This is a genomic window from Alloalcanivorax venustensis ISO4 (genome assembly GCF_015356855.1).
Taxonomy (GTDB): domain Bacteria; phylum Pseudomonadota; class Gammaproteobacteria; order Pseudomonadales; family Alcanivoracaceae; genus Alloalcanivorax; species Alloalcanivorax venustensis.
In genome coordinates this window covers 59,601-78,419 of the sequence record NZ_ARXR01000002.1, presented here as the reverse complement: position 1 = coordinate 78,419, position 18,819 = coordinate 59,601, and the positions used below count along the sequence as shown (strand labels likewise).

18 protein-coding genes and 1 other RNA gene are annotated in these 18,819 nt (G+C 65.4%); 9 read left to right on the top strand and 10 right to left on the bottom strand.

What is annotated here, in order from left to right; genetic code table 11:
- Positions 1-45 precede the first annotated feature (45 nt).
- Together ISO4_RS01615 and ISO4_RS01610 are read right to left on the bottom strand one after the other, a co-directional pair.
- A complete protein-coding gene (locus ISO4_RS01615) occupies positions 46-507 on the bottom strand; it encodes a flavodoxin family protein (RefSeq protein WP_194854921.1) in 462 nt (153 codons plus the stop codon).
- Between the two features lie 31 nt (positions 508-538).
- On the bottom strand, positions 539-1,030 hold the full coding sequence (locus tag ISO4_RS01610) for an Lrp/AsnC family transcriptional regulator (RefSeq protein ID WP_142948284.1): 492 nt from the start codon (positions 1,028-1,030) through the stop codon (positions 539-541).
- Between the two features lie 274 nt (positions 1,031-1,304).
- On the opposite strand from ISO4_RS01610, the gene ISO4_RS01605 reads away from it, so the two are divergent.
- On the top strand, positions 1,305-2,990 hold the full coding sequence (locus ISO4_RS01605) for a 2-isopropylmalate synthase (RefSeq protein WP_142948285.1): 1,686 nt from the start codon (positions 1,305-1,307) through the stop codon (positions 2,988-2,990).
- A 12-nt stretch (positions 2,991-3,002) separates the two neighbouring features.
- Here ISO4_RS01605 and ISO4_RS01600 read toward each other — a convergent pair whose 3' ends face one another.
- The 5 genes from ISO4_RS01600 to ssrA all read right to left on the bottom strand — a co-directional run bounded on the left by ISO4_RS01600 (position 3,003) and on the right by ssrA (position 7,853).
- Entirely contained in the window at positions 3,003-3,695 is a 693-nt protein-coding gene (locus ISO4_RS01600) for a type 1 glutamine amidotransferase (protein WP_194854920.1), read from the bottom strand.
- A complete protein-coding gene (locus ISO4_RS01595; RefSeq protein WP_194854919.1) occupies positions 3,695-4,771 on the bottom strand; it encodes an META domain-containing protein in 1,077 nt (358 codons plus the stop codon). Before ISO4_RS01595 ends, ISO4_RS01600 begins: the two co-directional genes overlap by 1 nt.
- A gap of 111 nt (positions 4,772-4,882) precedes the next feature.
- The gene (gene mtgA, locus ISO4_RS01590; protein ID WP_142948288.1) at positions 4,883-5,554 is read right to left on the bottom strand and encodes a monofunctional biosynthetic peptidoglycan transglycosylase; all 672 of its coding nucleotides are present in this window, start codon (positions 5,552-5,554) and stop codon (positions 4,883-4,885) included.
- A 66-nt stretch (positions 5,555-5,620) separates the two neighbouring features.
- On the bottom strand, positions 5,621-7,339 hold the full coding sequence (locus ISO4_RS01585) for a SulP family inorganic anion transporter (protein ID WP_194854918.1): 1,719 nt from the start codon (positions 7,337-7,339) through the stop codon (positions 5,621-5,623).
- A gap of 156 nt (positions 7,340-7,495) precedes the next feature.
- Positions 7,496-7,853: a transfer-messenger RNA gene (gene ssrA, locus ISO4_RS01580) on the bottom strand.
- A 196-nt stretch (positions 7,854-8,049) separates the two neighbouring features.
- Here ssrA and ISO4_RS01575 point away from each other — a divergent pair.
- Positions 8,050-8,316 carry a hypothetical protein gene (locus tag ISO4_RS01575; RefSeq protein WP_194854917.1) on the top strand — a complete coding sequence of 89 codons (267 nt, stop codon included), beginning with the start codon at positions 8,050-8,052 and terminating at the stop codon, positions 8,314-8,316.
- A gap of 28 nt (positions 8,317-8,344) precedes the next feature.
- Here the strand turns inward: ISO4_RS01575 and smpB are convergent, their stop codons facing one another.
- Entirely contained in the window at positions 8,345-8,818 is a 474-nt protein-coding gene (gene smpB / locus ISO4_RS01570; RefSeq protein ID WP_067606157.1) for an SsrA-binding protein SmpB, read from the bottom strand.
- Between the two features lie 151 nt (positions 8,819-8,969).
- Here smpB and ISO4_RS01565 point away from each other — a divergent pair, with 151 nt between their 5' ends.
- The gene (locus ISO4_RS01565) at positions 8,970-10,442 is read left to right on the top strand and encodes a sodium-dependent transporter (protein WP_194854916.1); all 1,473 of its coding nucleotides are present in this window, start codon (positions 8,970-8,972) and stop codon (positions 10,440-10,442) included.
- A complete protein-coding gene (locus ISO4_RS01560) occupies positions 10,442-10,741 on the top strand; it encodes an RnfH family protein (protein WP_194854915.1) in 300 nt (99 codons plus the stop codon). The genes ISO4_RS01565 and ISO4_RS01560 overlap by 1 nt, the downstream gene beginning before the upstream one ends.
- Here the strand turns inward: ISO4_RS01560 and ISO4_RS01555 are convergent.
- Positions 10,738-11,229: an outer membrane protein assembly factor BamE gene (locus ISO4_RS01555; RefSeq protein ID WP_142948293.1), complete on the bottom strand. Its 492-nt coding sequence runs from the start codon at positions 11,227-11,229 to the stop codon at positions 10,738-10,740. The two genes, ISO4_RS01560 and ISO4_RS01555, sit on opposite strands and share 4 nt — an antisense overlap.
- A 109-nt stretch (positions 11,230-11,338) precedes the next feature.
- Between ISO4_RS01555 and fur the strand changes: the two genes are divergently transcribed.
- Entirely contained in the window at positions 11,339-11,749 is a 411-nt protein-coding gene (fur, locus tag ISO4_RS01550) for a ferric iron uptake transcriptional regulator (protein WP_194854914.1), read from the top strand.
- Positions 11,750-11,770: 21 nt separating this feature from the next.
- Here fur and recN read toward each other — a convergent pair whose 3' ends face one another.
- Positions 11,771-13,441: a DNA repair protein RecN gene (gene recN / locus ISO4_RS01545; RefSeq protein ID WP_194854913.1), complete on the bottom strand. Its 1,671-nt coding sequence runs from the start codon at positions 13,439-13,441 to the stop codon at positions 11,771-11,773.
- Between the two features lie 144 nt (positions 13,442-13,585).
- On the opposite strand from recN, the gene hrcA reads away from it, so the two are divergent.
- From hrcA to dnaJ, 4 genes are all read left to right on the top strand, one after another.
- Positions 13,586-14,635, top strand: a complete 1,050-nt coding sequence (hrcA, locus tag ISO4_RS01540; RefSeq protein WP_194854912.1) for a heat-inducible transcriptional repressor HrcA — start codon at positions 13,586-13,588, stop codon at positions 14,633-14,635.
- Between the two features lie 252 nt (positions 14,636-14,887).
- Positions 14,888-15,517 carry a nucleotide exchange factor GrpE gene (gene grpE / locus ISO4_RS01535; protein ID WP_194854911.1) on the top strand — a complete coding sequence of 210 codons (630 nt, stop codon included), beginning with the start codon at positions 14,888-14,890 and terminating at the stop codon, positions 15,515-15,517.
- A 122-nt stretch (positions 15,518-15,639) separates the two neighbouring features.
- Positions 15,640-17,562 (top strand): molecular chaperone DnaK, encoded by a 1,923-nt coding sequence (dnaK, locus tag ISO4_RS01530; protein ID WP_194854910.1) that lies wholly within the window; start codon positions 15,640-15,642, stop codon positions 17,560-17,562.
- Between the two features lie 99 nt (positions 17,563-17,661).
- Positions 17,662-18,789 carry a molecular chaperone DnaJ gene (dnaJ, locus tag ISO4_RS01525; RefSeq protein ID WP_194854909.1) on the top strand — a complete coding sequence of 376 codons (1,128 nt, stop codon included), beginning with the start codon at positions 17,662-17,664 and terminating at the stop codon, positions 18,787-18,789.
- The last annotated feature ends 30 nt before the right edge of the window (positions 18,790-18,819 follow it).

The following is an 18,819-nucleotide window of genomic DNA, read 5'->3' as shown; positions in this document are numbered from 1 at the left end:
CTGGCCGTCGCCGAAGCGACATGGGCGCCTGGCGCCGGGGTAAAACTAGAAGATGCCGGAATCCAGCCCGGCGGCCATGTACATGCCCAGCTCTTCCACCTGGTCGGCGAAGGCGTCCTGCCACTCGCCCTTGCACACCAGCGGGTCCTGCACCCAGTTCCAGCGCAGGCCGGTGACGATCGATTCCACCGCCCGTCGGGTGCCGGTGCCGTCCAGGCCGGCGCGGATATAAAGCGCGCAGGGCAGCCCCTGCTTGTCGTCGATCACCGCGTAGTAGGTGCGGTCAAAGAAGTCCTTCAGCGCGCCGCTCATATAGCCCAGATTCTCGGTGGTACCGAGCAGAATGGCGTCGCAGGCCAGCACGTCCTCCGGACCCGCCTCCAGGGGCGGCTTCCAGGTCACCGACACCTGCTCGATGTCCGTGTGGCCGGCCCCCTTCAGGGCCGCGTCCACCAGCCGGCGGGTGTTCGGCGACGGCGCGTGCGCGACGATCAGTAGCTGTTTCATGGTGTCAGGGTAACAGGATGCGCGTCGCGACTTAATCGATGTAATCCAGCGGCAGGGCGGAAGTGTCGATCACCCGGCGCATCACGAAGCTGGAGTGGACGCCGCTGACGCCCTCGATGCGGGTGATCTTGTTGAGCAGGAACTGCTGGTAGTGGTCGATATCCGGCACCACCACCTTAAGCAGGTAGTCCGCTTCCTGGCCGGTGACCAGATAGCACTGCTGCACTTCCGGGTACTCGCCCACGGTGGCTTCGAAATTGGCGAAGCGCTCCGGGGTGTGGCGGTCCATGCTGATCTGGATCATCACGGTGAGGTCGAGCCCCAGCTTGCGCGGGTCGAGCACGGTTTCCCGGCGCAGGATCACGCCCGCCTGTTCCAGCTTCTGCACACGCCGCGAGCAGGGTGAGGGGGACAGGCCGACCTGTTCCGCCAGCTGCTGGTTGGTGAGGCCGCCGTCCTGCTGCAAGGCGCGCAGGATACGCACGTCGGTACGGTCGAGATTTGCCGGTTTTTCCTTGGCCACGCAATAAACCCTCGCGTTTCGGTGGTTTCTGGCTCTTTCATTGCTAAAAGTGGCGAATATTCCGGTAAAAAGCAAGCACATTGCCGGGCCAGGCGCCTAGACTGTGTCCTGTCGCTGCGGGAAGGCCATAAGCCGGACCGCAGTCGGTCACGGGCCTCCGCCTTACCGGGCGGGGGTCGGTACCGAACCCAACGCCACGGCTTGATCAGCCGCGCGGCCAACACACCGGCGATCCCGGACCCGGCCCAGGCATACCGAATTCAAGGAGTCCGTCATGAGTTTTGATCATCGCAAATACGCGCCTTTCCCCGTCGTCGATAAGCCGGACCGCCGCTGGCCGTCCCGCCGCATCGAGAAAGCCCCTCTATGGGCGGCGGTGGACCTGCGCGACGGCAACCAGGCGTTGATCAAGCCGATGAACGTGGCTCAGAAGAAGCGCTTCTTTCAATTGCTGGTGGAGCTCGGCTATAAGGAAATCGAGGTGGGTTTCCCGTCCGCCAGTCAGATTGACTACGATTTCTGCCGGGCCCTGATCGAGGATGACCTGGTGCCCGACGACGTCAGCATCCAGGTGCTGACCCAGGCGCGCCAGGAACTGATCGAGCGCACCTTCGAATCGCTGCAGGGTGCGAAGAAGGCGATCGTCCACATCTACAACGCCACCTCGCCGACGTTCCGTCAGCAGGTGTTCAATGTGGACAAAGAGGGCTGCAAGAAGATCGCCGCCCAGGCCGCCCAGTGGGTGCGGGATTGCGCCGCCGCCCAGCCGGACACCGACTGGAGCTTCCAGTATTCACCGGAAACCTTCAGTGCCACGGAGACCGATTTCGCCATTGAGGTGATCGATGCGGTCAACGACGTGTGGCGCCCGGACCAGGGCCAGCGGGTGATCATCAACCTGCCGGCCACCGTGGAAGTGAGCACGCCCAATGTGTTCGCCGACCAGGTGGAGACCGTCAACGATAACATCCGGTACCGCGAGCACGTGCTGATCAGCGTCCACACCCACGACGACCGTGGCTGCGGCGTGGCGGCGGCGGAGCTGGCGGTGATGGCCGGCGCCGACCGGGTGGAAGGCACCCTGCTGGGCAACGGCGAGCGCACCGGCAACATGGACCTGGTGACCGCGGGCATGAACCTCTATGCCCAGGGCATCGATCCGGAGATCGACTTCTCGCGGATGAAGGAGATCATCGCGCTGGTGGAGGAGATCACCGAGATCCAGACCCACCCGCGTCACCCGTACGCCGGCGATCTGGTGTTCACCGCCTTCTCCGGCAGCCACCAGGATGCGATCCGCAAGTGTCTGGCGCAGTACAAGCCGGGCGACACCTGGCGCGTGGCGTACCTGCCCATCGATCCCCACGATCTGGGCCGCCGCTACGAGGAAGTGGTGCGCATCAACTCCCAGTCCGGCAAGGGCGGCGTGGCCCATGTGCTGGAGCGGGACTTCGGCCTGACGCTGCCACGCTGGTTGCAGCAGGAGCTGGCGCTGGTGGTGCAGCAGGACGCCGAGGAAGACGGCGGCGAGATCACCGGTGAGCGCATTCACCGTCGCTTTAACGGCGATTATCTGAATGTGCCGGCGGGCTGGACGCTGCGGTCTTACGATCTGCACCGCACCGATGCCGGCGTCAAAGCAAGCATCAGTGTCGGCGAAAAAGGCGACACCGTGGATCTCAACGGTCAGGGTGAAGGGGCCGTGGGCGCCCTGGTGGACGCGCTCAACCGCCGCCACGGCTGGCAGATCCGCGTGGAGGCCTTCGACGAGTCGTCCCTGGGCGATGACACCGAAGCCAACGCCATGGCCTGTGTGCGGGTACGTGTCGGTGAGCGGGTGCAGAGCGCGGTGGCGCTGGCCGCCGACACCACCGCCGCGGCGCTGCAGGCGATCCTGTGCGCCGCCGGTCGGGTGGCGGAAACCGCCGACGTGGAGGCGCCGGCCCGGGCCCAGGCTTGAGCCGCCGCCGGTTCAGATCTCCAGAAACGTCTCCAGAACCCGGCCCAGGCGTCGCTGCGCGGCGCTGAAGCGGGCCGGGTCCGCGAGCATCTCCGCTTCGCCCTGAATCCAGGGCCCGTCCTTGAGTTCGTCGGCGCATTCGCGACACAGCGCGCGCGCCTCGTGCTCACCCAGCTCCAGATGAAACTGCAGCGCCAACACCCGGTCGCCGAACCGGAACGCCTGGTTTTCGCAGCCCCAGCTGCGCGCCAGATGCACGGCGCCGTCCGGAATCGCGAAGGTATCGCCGTGCCAATGCAGTACCGGCGCCCCGTCATTGAACAGGGCGCCGATCGGATCGCGCCGCCCGGCGTCGGTGCTCTGCACCGGGAACCAGCCGATCTCCGGCTCCGGGTTGGCGGTCACCGGCGCGCCCAGCACGCGGGCGATCAGTTGCGCCCCGAGACATACGCCCAGCACTTTTTTGTCCGCCGCGATGCACTGTTCGATAAAACGCTTTTCCGCCGCCATCCACGGGTAGCGGGCTTCGTCGTCGGCGCCCATGGGGCCGCCCATCACGATCAGGGTGTCCAGCTGCTCCGGTTCGGGAAGCGGTTCGCCCTGGTAAAAGCGGGTGGCGGACAGTCGCGCGCCGCGCTGCGCCAGCCAGGTTTCCATGGTGCCGAGCTTTTCGAACGGCACATGGGACAAATAGTGAACGCGCATCAGAACAGATACTCCGCTTGCAGAATCGCCAGCGCTTGCTCGCCCTCGCCGTACAGCGTCAGGCGCTGCCCCTGGATCTCGAACCGTTGCGTGCGCTCCAGGGCGTCGGTGAAGGCCTGTGCCTGATCCGGGCCGCTGCAGGCGCGCTTGGTGGTGGCCAGTGCTTCGAGGGTAAGACGGCCGTCGTCGTTTTGGTAGCCGCCGGAGAGGCTGTTGCAGCCGGTGCTGCCCTTCACCTGCTGCCCCTCGCTGTGAAACACCAGGTGCGCCTGGGTGTTCTGGTCCTGGGGCGGCGGGGTCTGCTCGTCGCCCACCTGGATCAGTTTCCAGTAGGTGTCGGCGAACGGCGGCTCGGCGGTGGCGGCGTGCAGCGACAGGCTGGTCGGGCCGTCCGAGGCGCCATTGAGTACCCGGTGCGGCGCCGTGGTGGTGAACTGCACGGCGCCGTCCAGGATCACGCGGGCGTCCACCACATAACGGTGGGTGTCGTCGATCATGTCGCCGTTGTAGTAGAGCCGGAACGGCATCTTGCCGTCTTCAACCACCAGGCGTGTCAGCCGTTGAACCACCGGCGTGGCGTCCGCCGCTCCCTGGTCCCGGAGGGTCAGCACCAGCACGCTGGTGTCCGGTATGTCGGCGTCGTCGGGCAGCACCACCTGGCCTTCCAGGGTGCCCACGCCGGACGCGTCGCGCCGGTAGTCACCGGCGAAGGGGCCGTCGCCGGCCAGCGTCAGGGACGGGTTCTCCAGGGTGATGGTGAGCGGGTCCTGGTTCAGAGGGTCGTCGTCGCGGGTGTTCAGGTAGCTGAGCAAAAGGGTGTCGTCGTCCTGCTTTTCCCAGCGCACGCCGCGGTGGCCGTGGTCGCCGACCAGATAGAGCTGGCCGTCGTTCTCCAGCACCAGCGCGTGCAGCGGGTTCTCGCCCTCGGGCCGCCAGATGCCGGCCAGGCCGTCGCGGGCCTCGCTGGCGTCCTCGGGCGACGGGGCCGAAACGGGCTCCACGGGCGACGGCGTGTCCGTGTTGTCACAGGCCGCGAGGGCGAACAACAACGGCAAGGCGAACCAAACAGGTCTCATAGGGCGGTCTCCGGACTACGGGAAAGCGGACGGTCGGATTGTACTTGCGGCCGCGGGGCGGCGGATGGGGTTCAGAGTCCCCCGGCGGCGGATAAGTTCGCCGCGCCGTGGTCAGGGTGGTGGAATCCTGACCAGCGGCAGCTGCTTCTGAATCCACAGTGTGCGCTGTTCGACGTACACGGTGGTGCCGCGCACATCGTAATAGCTGGGGCGGGGCAGCAGTACCGCCAATTGCGCCGCCTGGGCCGGGCTCAGGGTTTGCGCGTCGACGTCGAAATAGTGCCGGGCGGCGGCCTGGGCGCCGAACAGGCGGTTGCCCCACTGGGCGGTGTTCAGATACAGCTCCAGGATGCGCTTCTTGGACAGGGTTGCTTCCAGCATCAGCGCGATCAAGGCTTCCTGGATCTTGCGGGCATAGGACTTTTCACTGCTCAGAAACAGGTTCTTGGCCAGCTGCTGGGTCACCGTGGAGCCACCGGCCACCGGGCGGCCCGCTTCCTCGTTGCGCTCGATGGCATGGCGGATGCCGCGCCAGTCGAAGCCGATGTGCTCCATGAAGCGGGCGTCCTCGGAAATCAGCACCGCGCGCTTGAGGTCGTCGGCGATCTGCTCGTAGTCCCGCCACTCGTAGCGCACCGCGCCGTGCTCCCGGGCGCGCTCCATGAACGCGGTGTCGTCCGGGTTGTGGTCGCGCAGTTCCAGCACCGGGATCAGATAGCGCAACTGAGAGGCCACACCGACGGCGATCACCAGCGTCAGCGCGATGAGAAAGAATCGTTTCATACGGGAATCGGCATCCTGCTCCGCAAGAGGCTTATCTTCGCCAAAACGGCGGGCGTTGTCAGGTACTCAGTCCCCGCTTCGACGATTTTCGCCCGCTGCCTGGTCGCCGGTGGCGCTCAGCGCGGCGACCGCCTCCCGATTGTTGACGAACAGATTGTCCTCGCCCAGTTCCGCCATCAGGCCGGTGTGGTCGAGCACGTCGCGAACCTGTTTCTTGACGCCGGAGAGCGTCAGCCGCACGCCGCGCAGGCCCAGGTCACGGTGCAGGGTGGCCAGGGTGTCGGCGCCGGTGGCGTCCATGGCGTTCATCGCCGAGGCGCAGATCAGCACCACCCGGATCTCCGGTTCGGCGCGCAGCCGCTCGCGGATAAAGCGGTCCAGCAGTGGCGCGGTGATGTAGGTCAGCGAGGCGTCCATGCGCAGCGCCAGCACCCCCGGCGCCACCGGCGGCAGGCCGTGCAGGGCCCGGTCGCGCAGGGTGCCGGCGGCGTGCAGGCCCAGCTCGATCAGGCGCGGGTGCGAGCGGCGGTACAGGAAGAACAGGATCGACAGCAGGAAACCGGTGAGCACCCCCCAATGCAGGTAGGGCACCGAGGCCAGCGTGACCAGGAAGGTGGCGAGGCCGACCAGGCCGTCGTCCACCGAGGCCCGCCACAGGCGGACGAAGGCCATCGGGTCGAGCAGCCCGAATACCGGCACGATAATGATCGCCGCCAGGATCGCCCGGGGCAGGTGTTGCAGGTAGCCGGTGAAAAACAGCAAACACAGCAGGGTGCAGAGGGCCGCGAACAGCGCCGACCAACCGCTGGTGGCGCCCACATAGCGATTCAGCGCGGTACGGGAAAACGAGCCGCTTACCGGGAAGGCGCCGCTCAGGCCGCTGGCCACCTTGGCCAGCCCCTGGCCGACCAGCTCCTGGTTCTGATTCCACAGCCGCCCGTCCGGCGACGGCAGCGACCGTGCGCTGGACATCGCCTCGGTGAAGCTGATCAGCGCGATGATCACCGCCGCCGGCAACAGCGAGCGATGCTGCTCCATGGTCAGGGCGTCGGGCCACTGCAGCACCGGCAGGCCCGAGGGGACGGTCCCCACCACGTCGCCGCCCAGCGCCTGAAAGCCCAGCCAGGCGCTGAGCGCGATGCCCAGCACGCACACCAGAAGAACGCCGGGAAAGCGCGGCAGGGTACGCTTCTGCAGCCATAACAGCAGTAAGGCGCCGGGGCCGAACAGCAAAGTCCATAACCAGGCGGCGTCGGGGTGCAGGCCGTGGTCGGCCAGTTGTCTGAGCGCCGGGAGCAGTCCCTCACCGGAGAGGCCCAGCAGGGCGGGCAGCTGCGACACCAGAATGATCAGCGCGGCGGCGTTCAGAAAGCCGGTGATCACCGCGTTGGAGACGAAGTTGGCGATCACGCCGAGCCGCAGCGCGCCGAGCAGGAACTGGATAACGCCGGCGTAGAGGGCGAGCCAGATCGCCAGGGTCACCCAGTGCGGGCTTTCCGGCTCCGCCATCGGCGCCAGGGCCGCGTAGGTGAGCAGGCTGGTCAGCGCCACCGGACCCACCGCCAGCAGTGAAGACGACCCCCAGAGAATGCCGATGATGCCGGGCAGCAGGGCGGCATAGAGACCGGTGATCGGCGGCATCCCGGCGAGGGTGGCGTAGGCGATCGCCTGCGGAATCAGCACCAGACCCACGGTGATACCCGCGACCGCGTCCTTGCGCAGCGCCGGCCCGGTGGGACGGGGCCATTGCAGGAAGGGCAACACAGCTTGGATCCAGGACGTCATTAAAAAAAGCTCCGCAGGCCGCTCGCCGGGGCGCCTGGACGCGGTGAGCGTCGGCGCGGCAGGAAAATTTAATGGTACTAAATTATTTTTGCCGCTTGAAGCGCGCGCCGGGTCCGGAAACAAAAAAACCCGGGCGGGGCCCGGGTTTTTCGGTGTTGGTGGAGGCGGGGGGGATCGAACCCCCGTCCGCCAGCAATCCGCCTGTAGATCTACATGCTTAGTCGTGTCTATTGATTTAAGTGGCTGCGGCCCGACAGACAGGGCGCAGTCACCGAGTCCCTAAAGGTTTTAACAGCGCCATCCGGGACGGACTTTGCTGCGAGCCTGTGTAGCGATGCTCGCCTCACTTCCCCACAGGCTGGGTCGTTTGGCGATAAGCAGGGTTTAAGCTGCTAGTGCGTAAGTATCGTCGTTTGCGATTACTTTAATGTGCCACAAGGTATTTACGAGCATTGCGACGCTACTCGACATGCACCACAGGTTTCTTTACCGGCGTCGAATCCATGTCGCCCCCTGTTGCGGTCATTGTAGGAGATGGGGACGCGGAAGTCGAAGACAAGAGGGTGGTGTTTTTCGCTATAACAGTGCTTTACAAATATTGTCCGACAATCAAACCGGCTGATATGGGCTTGTCACATTGAGGGTGCATCATCGGGGCTGTGTCGCAGTGGATGCGACCGCAATGAGCCATTCATTGAGGAGTGGAAACGATGAAGACGATCAACCATCTTTGGGCGCCGGTGGCGGCGCACCCGCTGCTGGCCCGGACCCTGCAACTGGTGCTGACTCTGGCCCTGTACGCCGGCGGTGCTTACGCGGTCGCTCTGGTGAGCGGCGACGCGCGCATCCCGCTGGTGCTGTACGCGGTGTACTTCCTGCCCGCGGTGCTGCGGTCCTGGTTGCAGTTCTACTGGCGCCTGCGTGATGGCGTGAAGTCGCTGGGCGGACACCGCGGCAAGACCAACAAGGCGCTCTAGGGCGCCTCGAACGGACGCTTCCGCCGGCTCAGCGCTGGCGGAGGATGCGCTGTTTCTGCCGTTTCCAGTCGCGCTCGCGTTCGGTGGCGCGCTTGTCGAACTTCTGTTTGCCCTTGGCCAGGGCGATGTCCAGTTTCACCAGGCCGCGCTTCCAGTGCAGGTTCACCGGCACGCAGGTGAAGCCGTCCTTTTGCACGCCACTGAACAGCCGCGCCAGCTCCTTGCGGTGCAGCAGCAGCTTGCGGGTGCGCTGGGGGTCCGGCACGGAGTGGGTGCTGGCGGTGGGCAGGGGCTCTATCCGGGCGCCGAACAGGAACGCCTCGCCCTCCTTGAGCATCACGTAGGATTCGGTCAGGTTGCCCTTGCCCTCACGCAGCGCCTTCACCTCCCAGCCTTGCAACGACAGGCCGGCCTCGAAGAATTGTTCCAGGTGATAGTCGAAGCGCGCTTTGCGGTTTTGCGCAATGGCGTTCGGAGACGATTGTTTTTTCGGTTTGCCCATGGGGCGGCGATTATAGAGAGTGGCCGCGGCCCTGGCGAGGGCCGTGGCACTTGTTTCTGCGCCCGGGCGGGTAAGCGGTTACGTACCCGCGCTTGAGCGGCCTGGCGAAAATCAAGACAATGGCCCGATTGCGTCGAGGGGTAAGTTGCCGATGAAGAAGGAATACAAGCCGGTCCACGGTATGTGGACCAGCCGGTGGGTCTTTATTCTCGCCGCCACGGGCTCCGCCGTGGGATTGGGTAATATCTGGCGGTTTCCCTACATCACCGGGGAGTACGGCGGTGGCGCCTTCGTGGTGCTTTATCTGCTCTGCATCGCCCTGATGGGGATTCCGATCATGGTGGCGGAAGTGATGCTCGGCCGCCGTGGCGGCCTGAGCCCGATCCACACCATGTCGAAGCTGGCGGAGCAGAGCAAGGTGACGCGCCGCTGGGCGGGCATCGGTTACCTGGGCGCGTTGTCGGGCTTTTTGATCCTGTCTTTCTATTCCGCGGTGGCCAGCTGGGCGCTGATCTATGTCTGGGAAGCGGCCCAAGGCGTGTTCCAGGGCATCACGGCGGTGCAGTCCAAGGCGCACTACGAGGACATGCTGGCCAATCCCTGGCTGCTGCTGGGCTCACACACCCTGTTCATGGTGATCACCATGGGCGTGGTGGCGCTGGGCGTGAAACAGGGCCTGGAGCGCGCCGTGCGCGTGCTGATGCCGGTGCTGTTCGCGCTGCTGGTGGTGCTGATCGGCTATGCCTCCACCACGCCGGGTTTCGCCGAGGGCGTGGGTTTCCTGTTCGCGTTCGATTTCTCCAAGCTGTCCGGCGAGGCGGTGATCGTGGCGCTGGGCCAGGCGTTTTTCACCTTGAGCCTGGGGATGGGCGCGATCATGGCCTACGGCGCTTACATGCCCCGCGAGATCAAGGACAAGAGCGGCCGCTCTCGGCCGGTGTCCATTGTCTCCTCGGTGATCACCATCGCCGTGCTGGACACTCTGGTGGCGCTGGGCGCCGGTCTGGCCATGTTCCCGCTGCTGTTCACCGGCGGTCTGGAAGTCGGCCAGGGGCCGGGCATGATGTTCGTGACCCTGCCGCTGGCGTTCGGGCAGATGCCCGGCGGGCTGCTGTTCGGCACCCTGTTCTTCGTGCTGGTGGTGTGCGCGGCCTGGAGCTCCTCGATTTCCCTGGGCGAGCCGATGGCCGCCTGGCTGGTGGAGCGCGGTCTGGGGCGCGGCACGGCGGCGCTGGCGGTGGGTCTGGCGGCCTGGCTGCTGGGCGTCGGTTCGGTGCTTTCCTTCAACGTCTGGAAGGAGCATGAATTCCTGGTCGGCACCTTCTTCGACAATATCGAGTTCCTGTCCACCAGCGTCATGCTGCCGCTGGGCGGGCTGTTGATCGCCATCTTCGCCGGCTGGGTGATGAAGGAGACCCATGCCCGCAAAGAGCTGGCGATGAAGAGCTTCCCGCTCTATCTGATCTGGCGGGCGCTGGTGCGGGTGGTATCGCCGACGGCGGTGATCGCCCTGTTTATCTACTCCCTCTGGTCGGTGCTGGCGGCGGACGACGGCAGCGCCGAGGCCGGGGCCGACGGCGACCCGGTGGAGCAAACCGCGCCCGCTGACCAGGAGACACGCTGATGGCCGCGGACCGGCTGCATGTGGAGGTGGTCTACGCGCTGCCCGAGAAGCAGCGGCTGATCGCGCTGGACGTGCCCGCCGGGACCACCATGCTGGAGGCGGCCCGTGAGTCGGGCATCGCCGAGCATTTCGAGGGGCTGGATCTGGAGCGGGCCGCCATGGGCGTGTTCGGCAAGGCGGAGCCGGCGCCGGCGCAGCGGGTGCTGATGGACGGTGAGCGTGTGGAAATCTACCGGCCGCTGAAGATCGACCCCAAGGCGGCGCGCAAGGCCCGCGCGCAGCGGGCCGGCAAGGACTAGCTGCGCGGGATCGGTACCGAGGTGGCGTCCGGGGTGGTCTGGGTGCCCGGGTCCGGGGCCGGATCGTTGAGCGGCTCGGGGTCGACCACGTTGTCTTCCTTGCGGTCGCGGGCGCGCTGCTCCAGCTCCCGGTCGCGCCGGCCGGAGGTGCGCTCACGCACGTTTTCCACCGGCTCGCCGTCGTAGTGGCTGTACTGGCCCCCTTCGAAGAACACCACGATCTGCTGTTCCACGGTTTCCGCGTTACCGGTCTGGTAATGCAGCAAATAGAACCAGGTGTCCGGCGTGAACGGGTCGGTCAGCGTTGGCGGACCGAGCACGAAACGCACCTGTTCCGGCGTCATTCCCGGCTCCAGGTCGGCGAGCATCTCCCCGGTAACCACGTTGCCCTGAGGAATATCAATACGATATACCCCCGGGAAGCGCAGGGAACTGCAACCGGCCAGCAGGACGGTCAATAACAGCGATAGTGCAATGAACCTTGGCATGGTGTTTCGACTTGGCATAATGTTCGGGCGATAATACAGACTTGGCAACAGGGGACAAGGTTCCCGAGAGAACCGGACATCCTCCACGGCGGCATACGGAGCAAAGACATTGGATAATCAGGATCTTAGAAAAGCGGGTCTGAAGGTGACCCTGCCGCGGATGAAAATTCTGCAGCAGCTGGAATCCTCCGAAGAACGCCATCTCAGCGCCGAGGACATCTATAAGGCTTTAATGGATACCGGCGAGGACGTGGGCCTGGCCACCGTTTACCGGGTGCTGACCCAGTTCGAGCAGGCCGGTATCGTGCTGCGCCATAATTTCGAAGGCGGCTCCGCCGTGTTCGAGCTGGCCGATGAAGAGCACCACGATCATATGGTGTGCATGGAGACCGGCGAAGTGGTGGAGTTCATGGACGAAGAGATCGAGAACCGCCAGCACATGATCGCCGAGAAGCACGGCTACGAGATCGTCGATCACTCCCTGGTTCTCTACGTCAAACCGAAGGCCAAAAAGCGCTAACGCACGCGCCGGGGCCTCTCCCTAGGCCACCCGCTGACCCTTGTCCAGCATCTCGCGGGCATGGGTGAGGGTGGACTCCGTAATCTCCACGCCCCCCAGCATGCGGGCGACTTCCTCCACCCGGGCCCCGGTATCCAGGCTCTGGATGCGGGTGTGGGTGGTGTCTTTCCCCTGAATCTTGTGCACCTGCCAGTGCTGGTGGCCCTGGGCGGCGACCTGCGGCTGGTGGGTGATACACAGCACCTGGGCGTGCTCGCCCAGTTCGCGCAGCAGGCGGCCGACGATCTCCGCCACGCCACCGCCGACGCCCACGTCCACCTCGTCGAAGACCAGGCTGGGCACGGTCAGGTTGCGCGCGCAGATCACCTGAATCGCCAGGCTCACCCGCGACAACTCGCCGCCGGAGGCCACCTTGGCCAGGGCCCGTAGCGGCTGCCCCGGGTTGGCGGAAAAGCGGAATTCCACCTCTTCCAGGCCGTCCGGCCCGGGTTTGCTCTCTTCCAGCACGGTTTCCAGGCGCGCCGCCTTCATGCCCAGCGCCTTGAGCTGCTTCTGGATTTGCTGGGTCAGGCGGGTGCCGGCCTCCCGGCGGCGCCGGCCCAGGGCGCGGGCGCTTTCCATATAGGTTTCGCGGGCCGTCTGCTCGGCGGCGGCGAGCGCTTCCAGATGCTCGTCGAAATGCTCCAGGGTGTTCGCTTCCTCGGCCAGCTTGCGGTGGTGCTCAATCAGTTCCTCGGGGCGCAGGCGGTGTTTGCGCGCCAGCGTGTAGGTCTGGTCGAGCCGTTCTTCCACCTGGCTGAGACGCTGCGGGTCCAGATCCAGCTTTTCCAGATAATGGCGCAGGTCGTCGGCGGCGGCCTCCACCTGCAGGCGGGCGGATTCCACCGTGTCGAAAACCGTGGCCAGGGCGTCGTCGCTGCGGCGCGCCTCCTCCACCCAGTGGCTGACCTGGCCGAGCTGGTCGTTGCAGGTGCCTTCGTCGCCGTCGTAAAGCGCGGTGACCGCCTGCTGGCAGAGCCGTATCAGCGCTTCCGCGTTGCCCAGGCGCTGCTGCTCCTGTTCCAGTTCCGGCAGCTCCCCTTCGGTGAGCGCCAGGGCGTCCAGCTCCTCGAGCTGAAAGCGCAGCAGTTCCTGCCGTTCGGTTTGCTCGCGGGCGCCGGCCAGTGCCTGGTCGTGAGCGCGGCGGGCCTTCTGCCAGGCGCGCCAGTGGTCGCGCACCTGCTCCGCCTGGGCGCCGGCCTCGGCGAAGTTGTCCAGTAACTGGCGGTGGGTCTCCTTGCGCAGCAGGGCCTGGTGCTCATGCTGGCTGTGGATGCTGATCAGCATCTCGCCCAGTTCGCGGACCTCGGTGAGCGGCGTGGGGGTGCCGTTGATGTAAGCCCGCGAGCGGCCGTCCGCCCGCACGGTGCGGCGCAGCAGGCACTCGTTGCCGTTGTCCAGTTCCCGCTCGCCCAGCCAGGCCCGGGCCGCCGGGTTGTCCGCCACGTCGAAGGTGGTGAGCACTTCCGCGCGGTCGCAGCCGGGGCGGACCACGGCGCTGTCGGCCCGTTCACCCAGGGTCAACGACAGGGCGTCGATGATCACCGACTTGCCGGCGCCGGTCTCGCCGCTGATCACGGTAAGGCCGGGCTCGGGCTCCAGCTCGAGCTGGTCGACGGTGGCGAAGTGGCGAACGCTGAGGTGCGTGAACATGGACTGTCCTTTTGGCCAGTAGTGAGTCGATATTAGGCGATTCCGACGGCCAGTGTAAGCCCCGTTTCTGGACGGCGGTGCGTCGGTGTGCGGAGAATGGCCCTTCCGTGGTTATACTGAGGCTTCATCACGGGTAATAGAAGTATGGCCAAGTTGGAATTGAACGAACGCAAACAACGGTTGCTGATGGCGCTGGTGGAGCGGCACATCCGCCACGGCCAGCCGGTGGGCTCCAAGACCCTGGCCACCGGCAGCGGCCTGGCGGTCAGCCCGGCCACCATCCGTAATCTGATGGCGGAACTGGAAGACATGGGGTTGCTGGCCAGCCCCCATACCTCCGCCGGCCGGGTGCCCACCGAACGCGGCTACCGGCTTTACGTGGACACCCTGTTGGCGTCCAGCACCATGGAGCGCCCGGATAACGCCCGCCTGCGCGACGAGCTGCGCCAGATGCTGGCACCGGACCAGTCGCCCGAGGCGCTGGTCTCCCAGGCCTCGCGCAGCCTGGCGGAACTGACCCGCATGGCGGGCCTGGTGGCGGTGCCGCGCCGCGATGTGACCACCCTGCGGCAGGTGGAGTTTCTGCCCCTCTCCGGCCAGCGGGTGCTGGTGGTGCTGGTGGTCAACCGCTCCGAGGTGCAGAACCGCATTATCCAGACCAGCCGGGACTACAACGAGGTGGAGCTGCGCCAGGCCGCCAACTACATCAACAAGACCTACGCCGGCTGCGACCTGGACAATATCTGCGAGGGGCTGCTGAGCACCATGGACGCGGACCGCGCGCAGATGGACGTGCTCATGCAGGCGACCATGGACATCGCCGGCAAGGCGCTGCGTCAGGACCGCAAGGACTCCGATTACGTGGTGTCCGGGGAATCCAACCTGCTGGAAGGCGGCCAGATGGACAGCATCGAGAAGGTCCGCGATCTGTTCGACGCCTTCAACCGCAAGCGCGACATCCTGCATTTGCTGGAGCGCAGCATGAAAGCGGACGGCGTGCAGATCTTCATCGGCCGCGAGTCCGGCTACCAGCCGTTCGAGGAGTACTCCCTGGTCTCCGCCCCCTACAAGGTCGACAACGGCCCGGTGGGCGTCCTGGCGGTGGTCGGCCCCACCCGCATGGACTACGAGAAGGTGATTCCCACCGTGGACATCACCGCCCGCATCCTCTCCGCCGCGCTTACCCAACTCTGAGAACAGTTAAGAGTGAACAGTGAACAGTTAATAGCGAAAACCCCGCGGGCCGCCGGCTGCGGGCCTGTCGGAGGGCCGAGTGCCCTCGAAAAGCCGGCGCGGGCACGGCCTTTACGAGGCACCACGCTCGCCCGCGCACTATTAACTATTCACTGTTAACTGTTCGCCGCCTCCCCTTCTTCCCTTGAATCCGGCGCTGCCGTTCCCATATCTTTGCCCGCTTTCCCAGAATTCGGGACGTGTGGAGTGGATATGAGCGAACAGGACAAGCAACAACAGAACGAACAACAGGCCGAGGCCCGGGACGAGCAGGTTGCCCGCGAGGAGCACCAGGACGCGCCCGAGGCGGAGCCCGTGGCCGGGGACGTGGAGTCCGCGGCGGAGCAGGCTTCGGAGCCGGAACAGCCGTCCGTGGAGGAAGAGCTGGTGCAAACGCAGGAACGGCTCGCCAAGGTGGAGAAGGCGCTGGCCGAGGCCGATATCCGGGCCCAGGCCGAGATGCAGAACGTGCGCCGCCGCGCCGAGCGGGACGTGGAAAGCGCCCACAAGTTCGCGCTGGAAAAGTTCGCCGGTGACATCCTCACCGTGGCGGACAGCCTGGAACGGGGTCTGGCGACCCTGGACCCGCAGGACGACGCACTGAAACCCGCCCGCGAAGGGCTGGAGCTCACCCTGAAGGTGCTGCTCGATGTGTTCGCCAAGTACAACCTGGAACAGATCGACCCGCAGGGCGAGCCGTTCAATCCGGAGCACCACGAAGCCATGACCATGATTCCGGCCCCCGATGTGGAGCCCAACTCCGTGGTCGAGGTGCTGGAAAAAGGCTACCAACTCAACGGCCGTCTGATCCGTCCGGCCCGGGTGGTGGTCAGCAAGGCCTGAGAGCGCCTGCCAAGGGCTCTTGAAAAGAACACGCCAGCCGCCATATAGCTGGCAAGTCAAACAGTTTCAGCCGTCCGGGCGGTCATTCGAGGCCCGGACCGTGTGAAGGAGAAGGAATCGTTATGGGTAAGATTATCGGTATTGACCTGGGTACCACCAACAGCTGTGTCGCTGTTATGGAAGGGGACAAAACCAAGGTTATCGAGAACGCCGAGGGCGCGCGCACGACGCCGTCCATCATCGCCTACACCGAGGACAACGAGGTCCTCGTCGGCCAGGCGGCCAAGCGTCAGGCGGTCACCAACCCGACCAACACCCTGTACGCGGTGAAGCGTCTGATCGGCCGTCGTTTCGAGGACGAAGTGGTCCAGAAGGACATCAAGATGGTGCCCTACACGATCACCAAGGCCGACAACGGCGACGCCTGGGTGGAAGTGAAAGGCGAGAAGATGGCGCCGCCGCAGATCTCCGCGCAGGTCCTCAAGAAAATGAAGAAGACCGCGGAAGACTATCTCGGTGAAGAAGTCACTGAGGCGGTGATCACCGTGCCGGCCTACTTCAACGATTCCCAGCGCCAGGCCACCAAGGACGCCGGCCGCATCGCCGGTCTCGAGGTCAAGCGCATCATCAACGAGCCCACCGCCGCGGCCCTGGCCTATGGCCTGGACAAGAAAGGCGGTGACCGCACCATCGCGGTCTACGACCTGGGTGGCGGTACCTTCGATATCTCCATCATCGAGATCGCGGAAGTGGACGGTGAGCACCAGTTCGAAGTGCTGGCCACCAACGGTGACACCTTCCTGGGTGGCGAGGATTTCGACCTGGCGATCATTAATTTCCTGGCCGACCAGTTCAAGAAGGACTCCGGCATCGACCTGGGCGGCGACGCCCTGGCCATGCAGCGCCTGAAGGAAGCGGCCGAGAAAGCCAAGATCGAGCTGTCCTCCGCCGAGCAGACCGAGGTCAATCTGCCCTACATCACCGCCGACCAGAGCGGTCCCAAGCACCTGGTGGTGAAACTGACCCGGGCGAAGCTGGAATCCCTGGTGGAGCAGCTGGTGTCCCGCTCCCTGGAGCCGTGCAAGACCGCGATCAAGGATGCTGGCGTGAAAACCTCCGACATCACCGACGTGATCCTGGTGGGCGGCCAGACCCGCATGCCCATGGTGCAGAAGAAAGTGGCCGACTTCTTCGGCAAGGACGCCCGTAAGGACGTTAACCCGGACGAAGCCGTGGCCATCGGCGCCGCCATCCAGGGCGCGGTACTGGCCGGCGACGTGACCGACGTGCTGCTGCTGGACGTGACCCCGCTGACCCTGGGTATCGAAACCATGGGCGGCGTGATGACGCCGCTGATCGAGAAGAACACCACCATCCCGACCAATGCGTCGCAGGTGTTCTCCACCGCCGACGACAACCAGACCGCGGTGACCGTGCACGTGCTTCAGGGCGAGCGCAAGCAGGCCAACCAGAACAAGTCCCTGGGCCAGTTCAACCTGGAAGACATTCCGCCGGCCCCGCGCGGCGTGCCGCAGATTGAAGTGACCTTCGACATCGACGCCAACGGCATTCTGCACGTGGGCGCCAAGGACAAGGCCACCGGCAAGGAACAGACCATTCAGATCAAGGCGTCTTCCGGCCTGTCCGACGACGAAGTGGATCAGATGGTCAAGGACGCCGAGGCGCACGCCGACGAGGACAAGAAGTTCGAGGAGCTGGTGCAGGCGCGTAACCAGGGCGACCACCTGGTGCACGCCACCCGCAAGACCCTCGAAGAGGCCGGTGACAAGGCGTCCGACGAGGAAAAAGAGGCCATCAACAAAGCCATCGGCGAGCTCGAGGAAGCGCTGAAAGGCAGTGACAAGGACGACATCGACGCCAAGACCAAGGCGCTCACCGAAGCGTCCGGCAACCTGGCTCAGAAGATGTACGCCGAAGCGCAGCAAGCCGAAGGCGGTGAGGCCGGCGCCGGCGAGCAGCAGAAGTCCGGCGATGATGTGGTCGACGCTGAGTTCGAGGAAGTGGACGACGATAAGAAGAAGTGAGGGCGTCGGACGCCAGGCGTCCGATGTCGGACCAGCAGCGCCGGGCCCCAGGGTCCGGCGTCTTAGCTTAAAGTCGACGTTGAATAAAGCGGACCCATTATGTCCAAACGAGATTATTACGAAGTGCTGGGGGCCTCCAAGGACGCCAGTCAGCAGGATCTGAAAAAAGCCTACCGCCGCCTGGCGATGAAATACCATCCGGACCGCAACCCGGATGACCAGGAAGCGGTGGCCAAGTTCAAGGAGGCCAAAGAGGCCTACGAAGTGCTCTCCGACGAGCAGAAGCGGGCCGCCTACGACCAGTTCGGCCACGCCGGCGTCAACGGCCAAGCCGGTGGCGGCGCCGGGGCCGGTGGCTTCGGCGGTGGCGGCTTCGGCGATATCTTCGGAGACATCTTCGGCGATATCTTCGGCGGCGGTGGGGGCCGTCGCGGTCCGGCCCGCGGCGCGGACCTGCGCTACACCCTGGAGCTGAGCCTGGAGCAGGCGGTGCACGGTTGCGAGGAGAAGATCCGCGTGCCCAGCTGGGACCCCTGCGAGGTCTGTGACGGCTCCGGCGCCAAGGCCGGCGAGCAGCCGGTGACCTGCCCGACCTGCGCGGGCATGGGTCAGGTGCGCATGCAGCAGGGCTTCTTCACGGTCCAGCAGGCCTGCCCCACCTGTCACGGCGAAGGCCGCGTGATCGAAAACCCCTGCGACCACTGCGGCGGCCAGGGCCGGGTGCAGAGCACCAAGACCCTGTCGGTGAAGATCCCCGCCGGTGTCGATACTGGCGACCGTATCCGTCTGGCCGGCAAAGGCGAGGCGGGCATGCAGGGCGCGCCGCCCGGAGATCTGTACGTGCAGGTGGCGGTGCGGCCGCACAATATCTTCACCCGCGAGGGCGAAAACCTGCATGTGGAAGTGCCGGTCAGCTTCGTCGACGCGAGCCTGGGCGGTGAGCTGGAAGTGCCGACCCTCAACGGCCAGGTGAAATTGAAGGTGCCGCCGGAAACGCAGACCGGCAAGCTGTTCCGTCTGCGCGGCAAGGGCGTGACCCCGGTGCGCGGGGGCCCGCCCGGCGACCTGCTGTGCAAAGTGGTGGTGGAGACTCCGGTCAAGCTCTCCAGCGAGCAGAAGGATCTGCTGCGCCAGTTCCAGGACTCCATGGATAAGGGCGGCGAACGGCACAACCCCCGCCGCACCAGCTGGTTCGAGGGCGTGAAGCGCTTCTTTGAAGGCCTCTGAGGCGCTACCTTGTGATGAAACTGAACAGCG

What these genes read in the sequence shown, in the direction of transcription:
- ISO4_RS01615 (WP_194854921.1), bottom strand. Translation starts at nt 507, where the DNA reads ATGAAACAGCTACTGATCGTCGCGCACGCGCCGTCGCCGAACACCCGC.
- ISO4_RS01605 (WP_142948285.1), top strand. Translation starts at nt 1,305, where the DNA reads ATGAGTTTTGATCATCGCAAATACGCGCCTTTCCCCGTCGTCGATAAG.
- ISO4_RS01600 (WP_194854920.1), bottom strand. Translation starts at nt 3,695, where the DNA reads ATGCGCGTTCACTATTTGTCCCATGTGCCGTTCGAAAAGCTCGGCACC.
- ISO4_RS01595 (WP_194854919.1), bottom strand. Translation starts at nt 4,771, where the DNA reads ATGAGACCTGTTTGGTTCGCCTTGCCGTTGTTGTTCGCCCTCGCGGCC.
- mtgA (WP_142948288.1), bottom strand. Translation starts at nt 5,554, where the DNA reads ATGAAACGATTCTTTCTCATCGCGCTGACGCTGGTGATCGCCGTCGGT.
- ISO4_RS01585 (WP_194854918.1), bottom strand. Translation starts at nt 7,339, where the DNA reads ATGACGTCCTGGATCCAAGCTGTGTTGCCCTTCCTGCAATGGCCCCGT.
- ISO4_RS01575 (WP_194854917.1), top strand. Translation starts at nt 8,050, where the DNA reads ATGAAGACGATCAACCATCTTTGGGCGCCGGTGGCGGCGCACCCGCTG.
- smpB (WP_067606157.1), bottom strand. Translation starts at nt 8,818, where the DNA reads ATGGGCAAACCGAAAAAACAATCGTCTCCGAACGCCATTGCGCAAAAC.
- ISO4_RS01565 (WP_194854916.1), top strand. Translation starts at nt 8,970, where the DNA reads ATGAAGAAGGAATACAAGCCGGTCCACGGTATGTGGACCAGCCGGTGG.
- ISO4_RS01560 (WP_194854915.1), top strand. Translation starts at nt 10,442, where the DNA reads ATGGCCGCGGACCGGCTGCATGTGGAGGTGGTCTACGCGCTGCCCGAG.
- ISO4_RS01555 (WP_142948293.1), bottom strand. Translation starts at nt 11,229, where the DNA reads ATGCCAAGGTTCATTGCACTATCGCTGTTATTGACCGTCCTGCTGGCC.
- recN (WP_194854913.1), bottom strand. Translation starts at nt 13,441, where the DNA reads ATGTTCACGCACCTCAGCGTTCGCCACTTCGCCACCGTCGACCAGCTC.
- hrcA (WP_194854912.1), top strand. Translation starts at nt 13,586, where the DNA reads ATGGCCAAGTTGGAATTGAACGAACGCAAACAACGGTTGCTGATGGCG.
- grpE (WP_194854911.1), top strand. Translation starts at nt 14,888, where the DNA reads ATGAGCGAACAGGACAAGCAACAACAGAACGAACAACAGGCCGAGGCC.
- dnaK (WP_194854910.1), top strand. Translation starts at nt 15,640, where the DNA reads ATGGGTAAGATTATCGGTATTGACCTGGGTACCACCAACAGCTGTGTC.
- dnaJ (WP_194854909.1), top strand. Translation starts at nt 17,662, where the DNA reads ATGTCCAAACGAGATTATTACGAAGTGCTGGGGGCCTCCAAGGACGCC.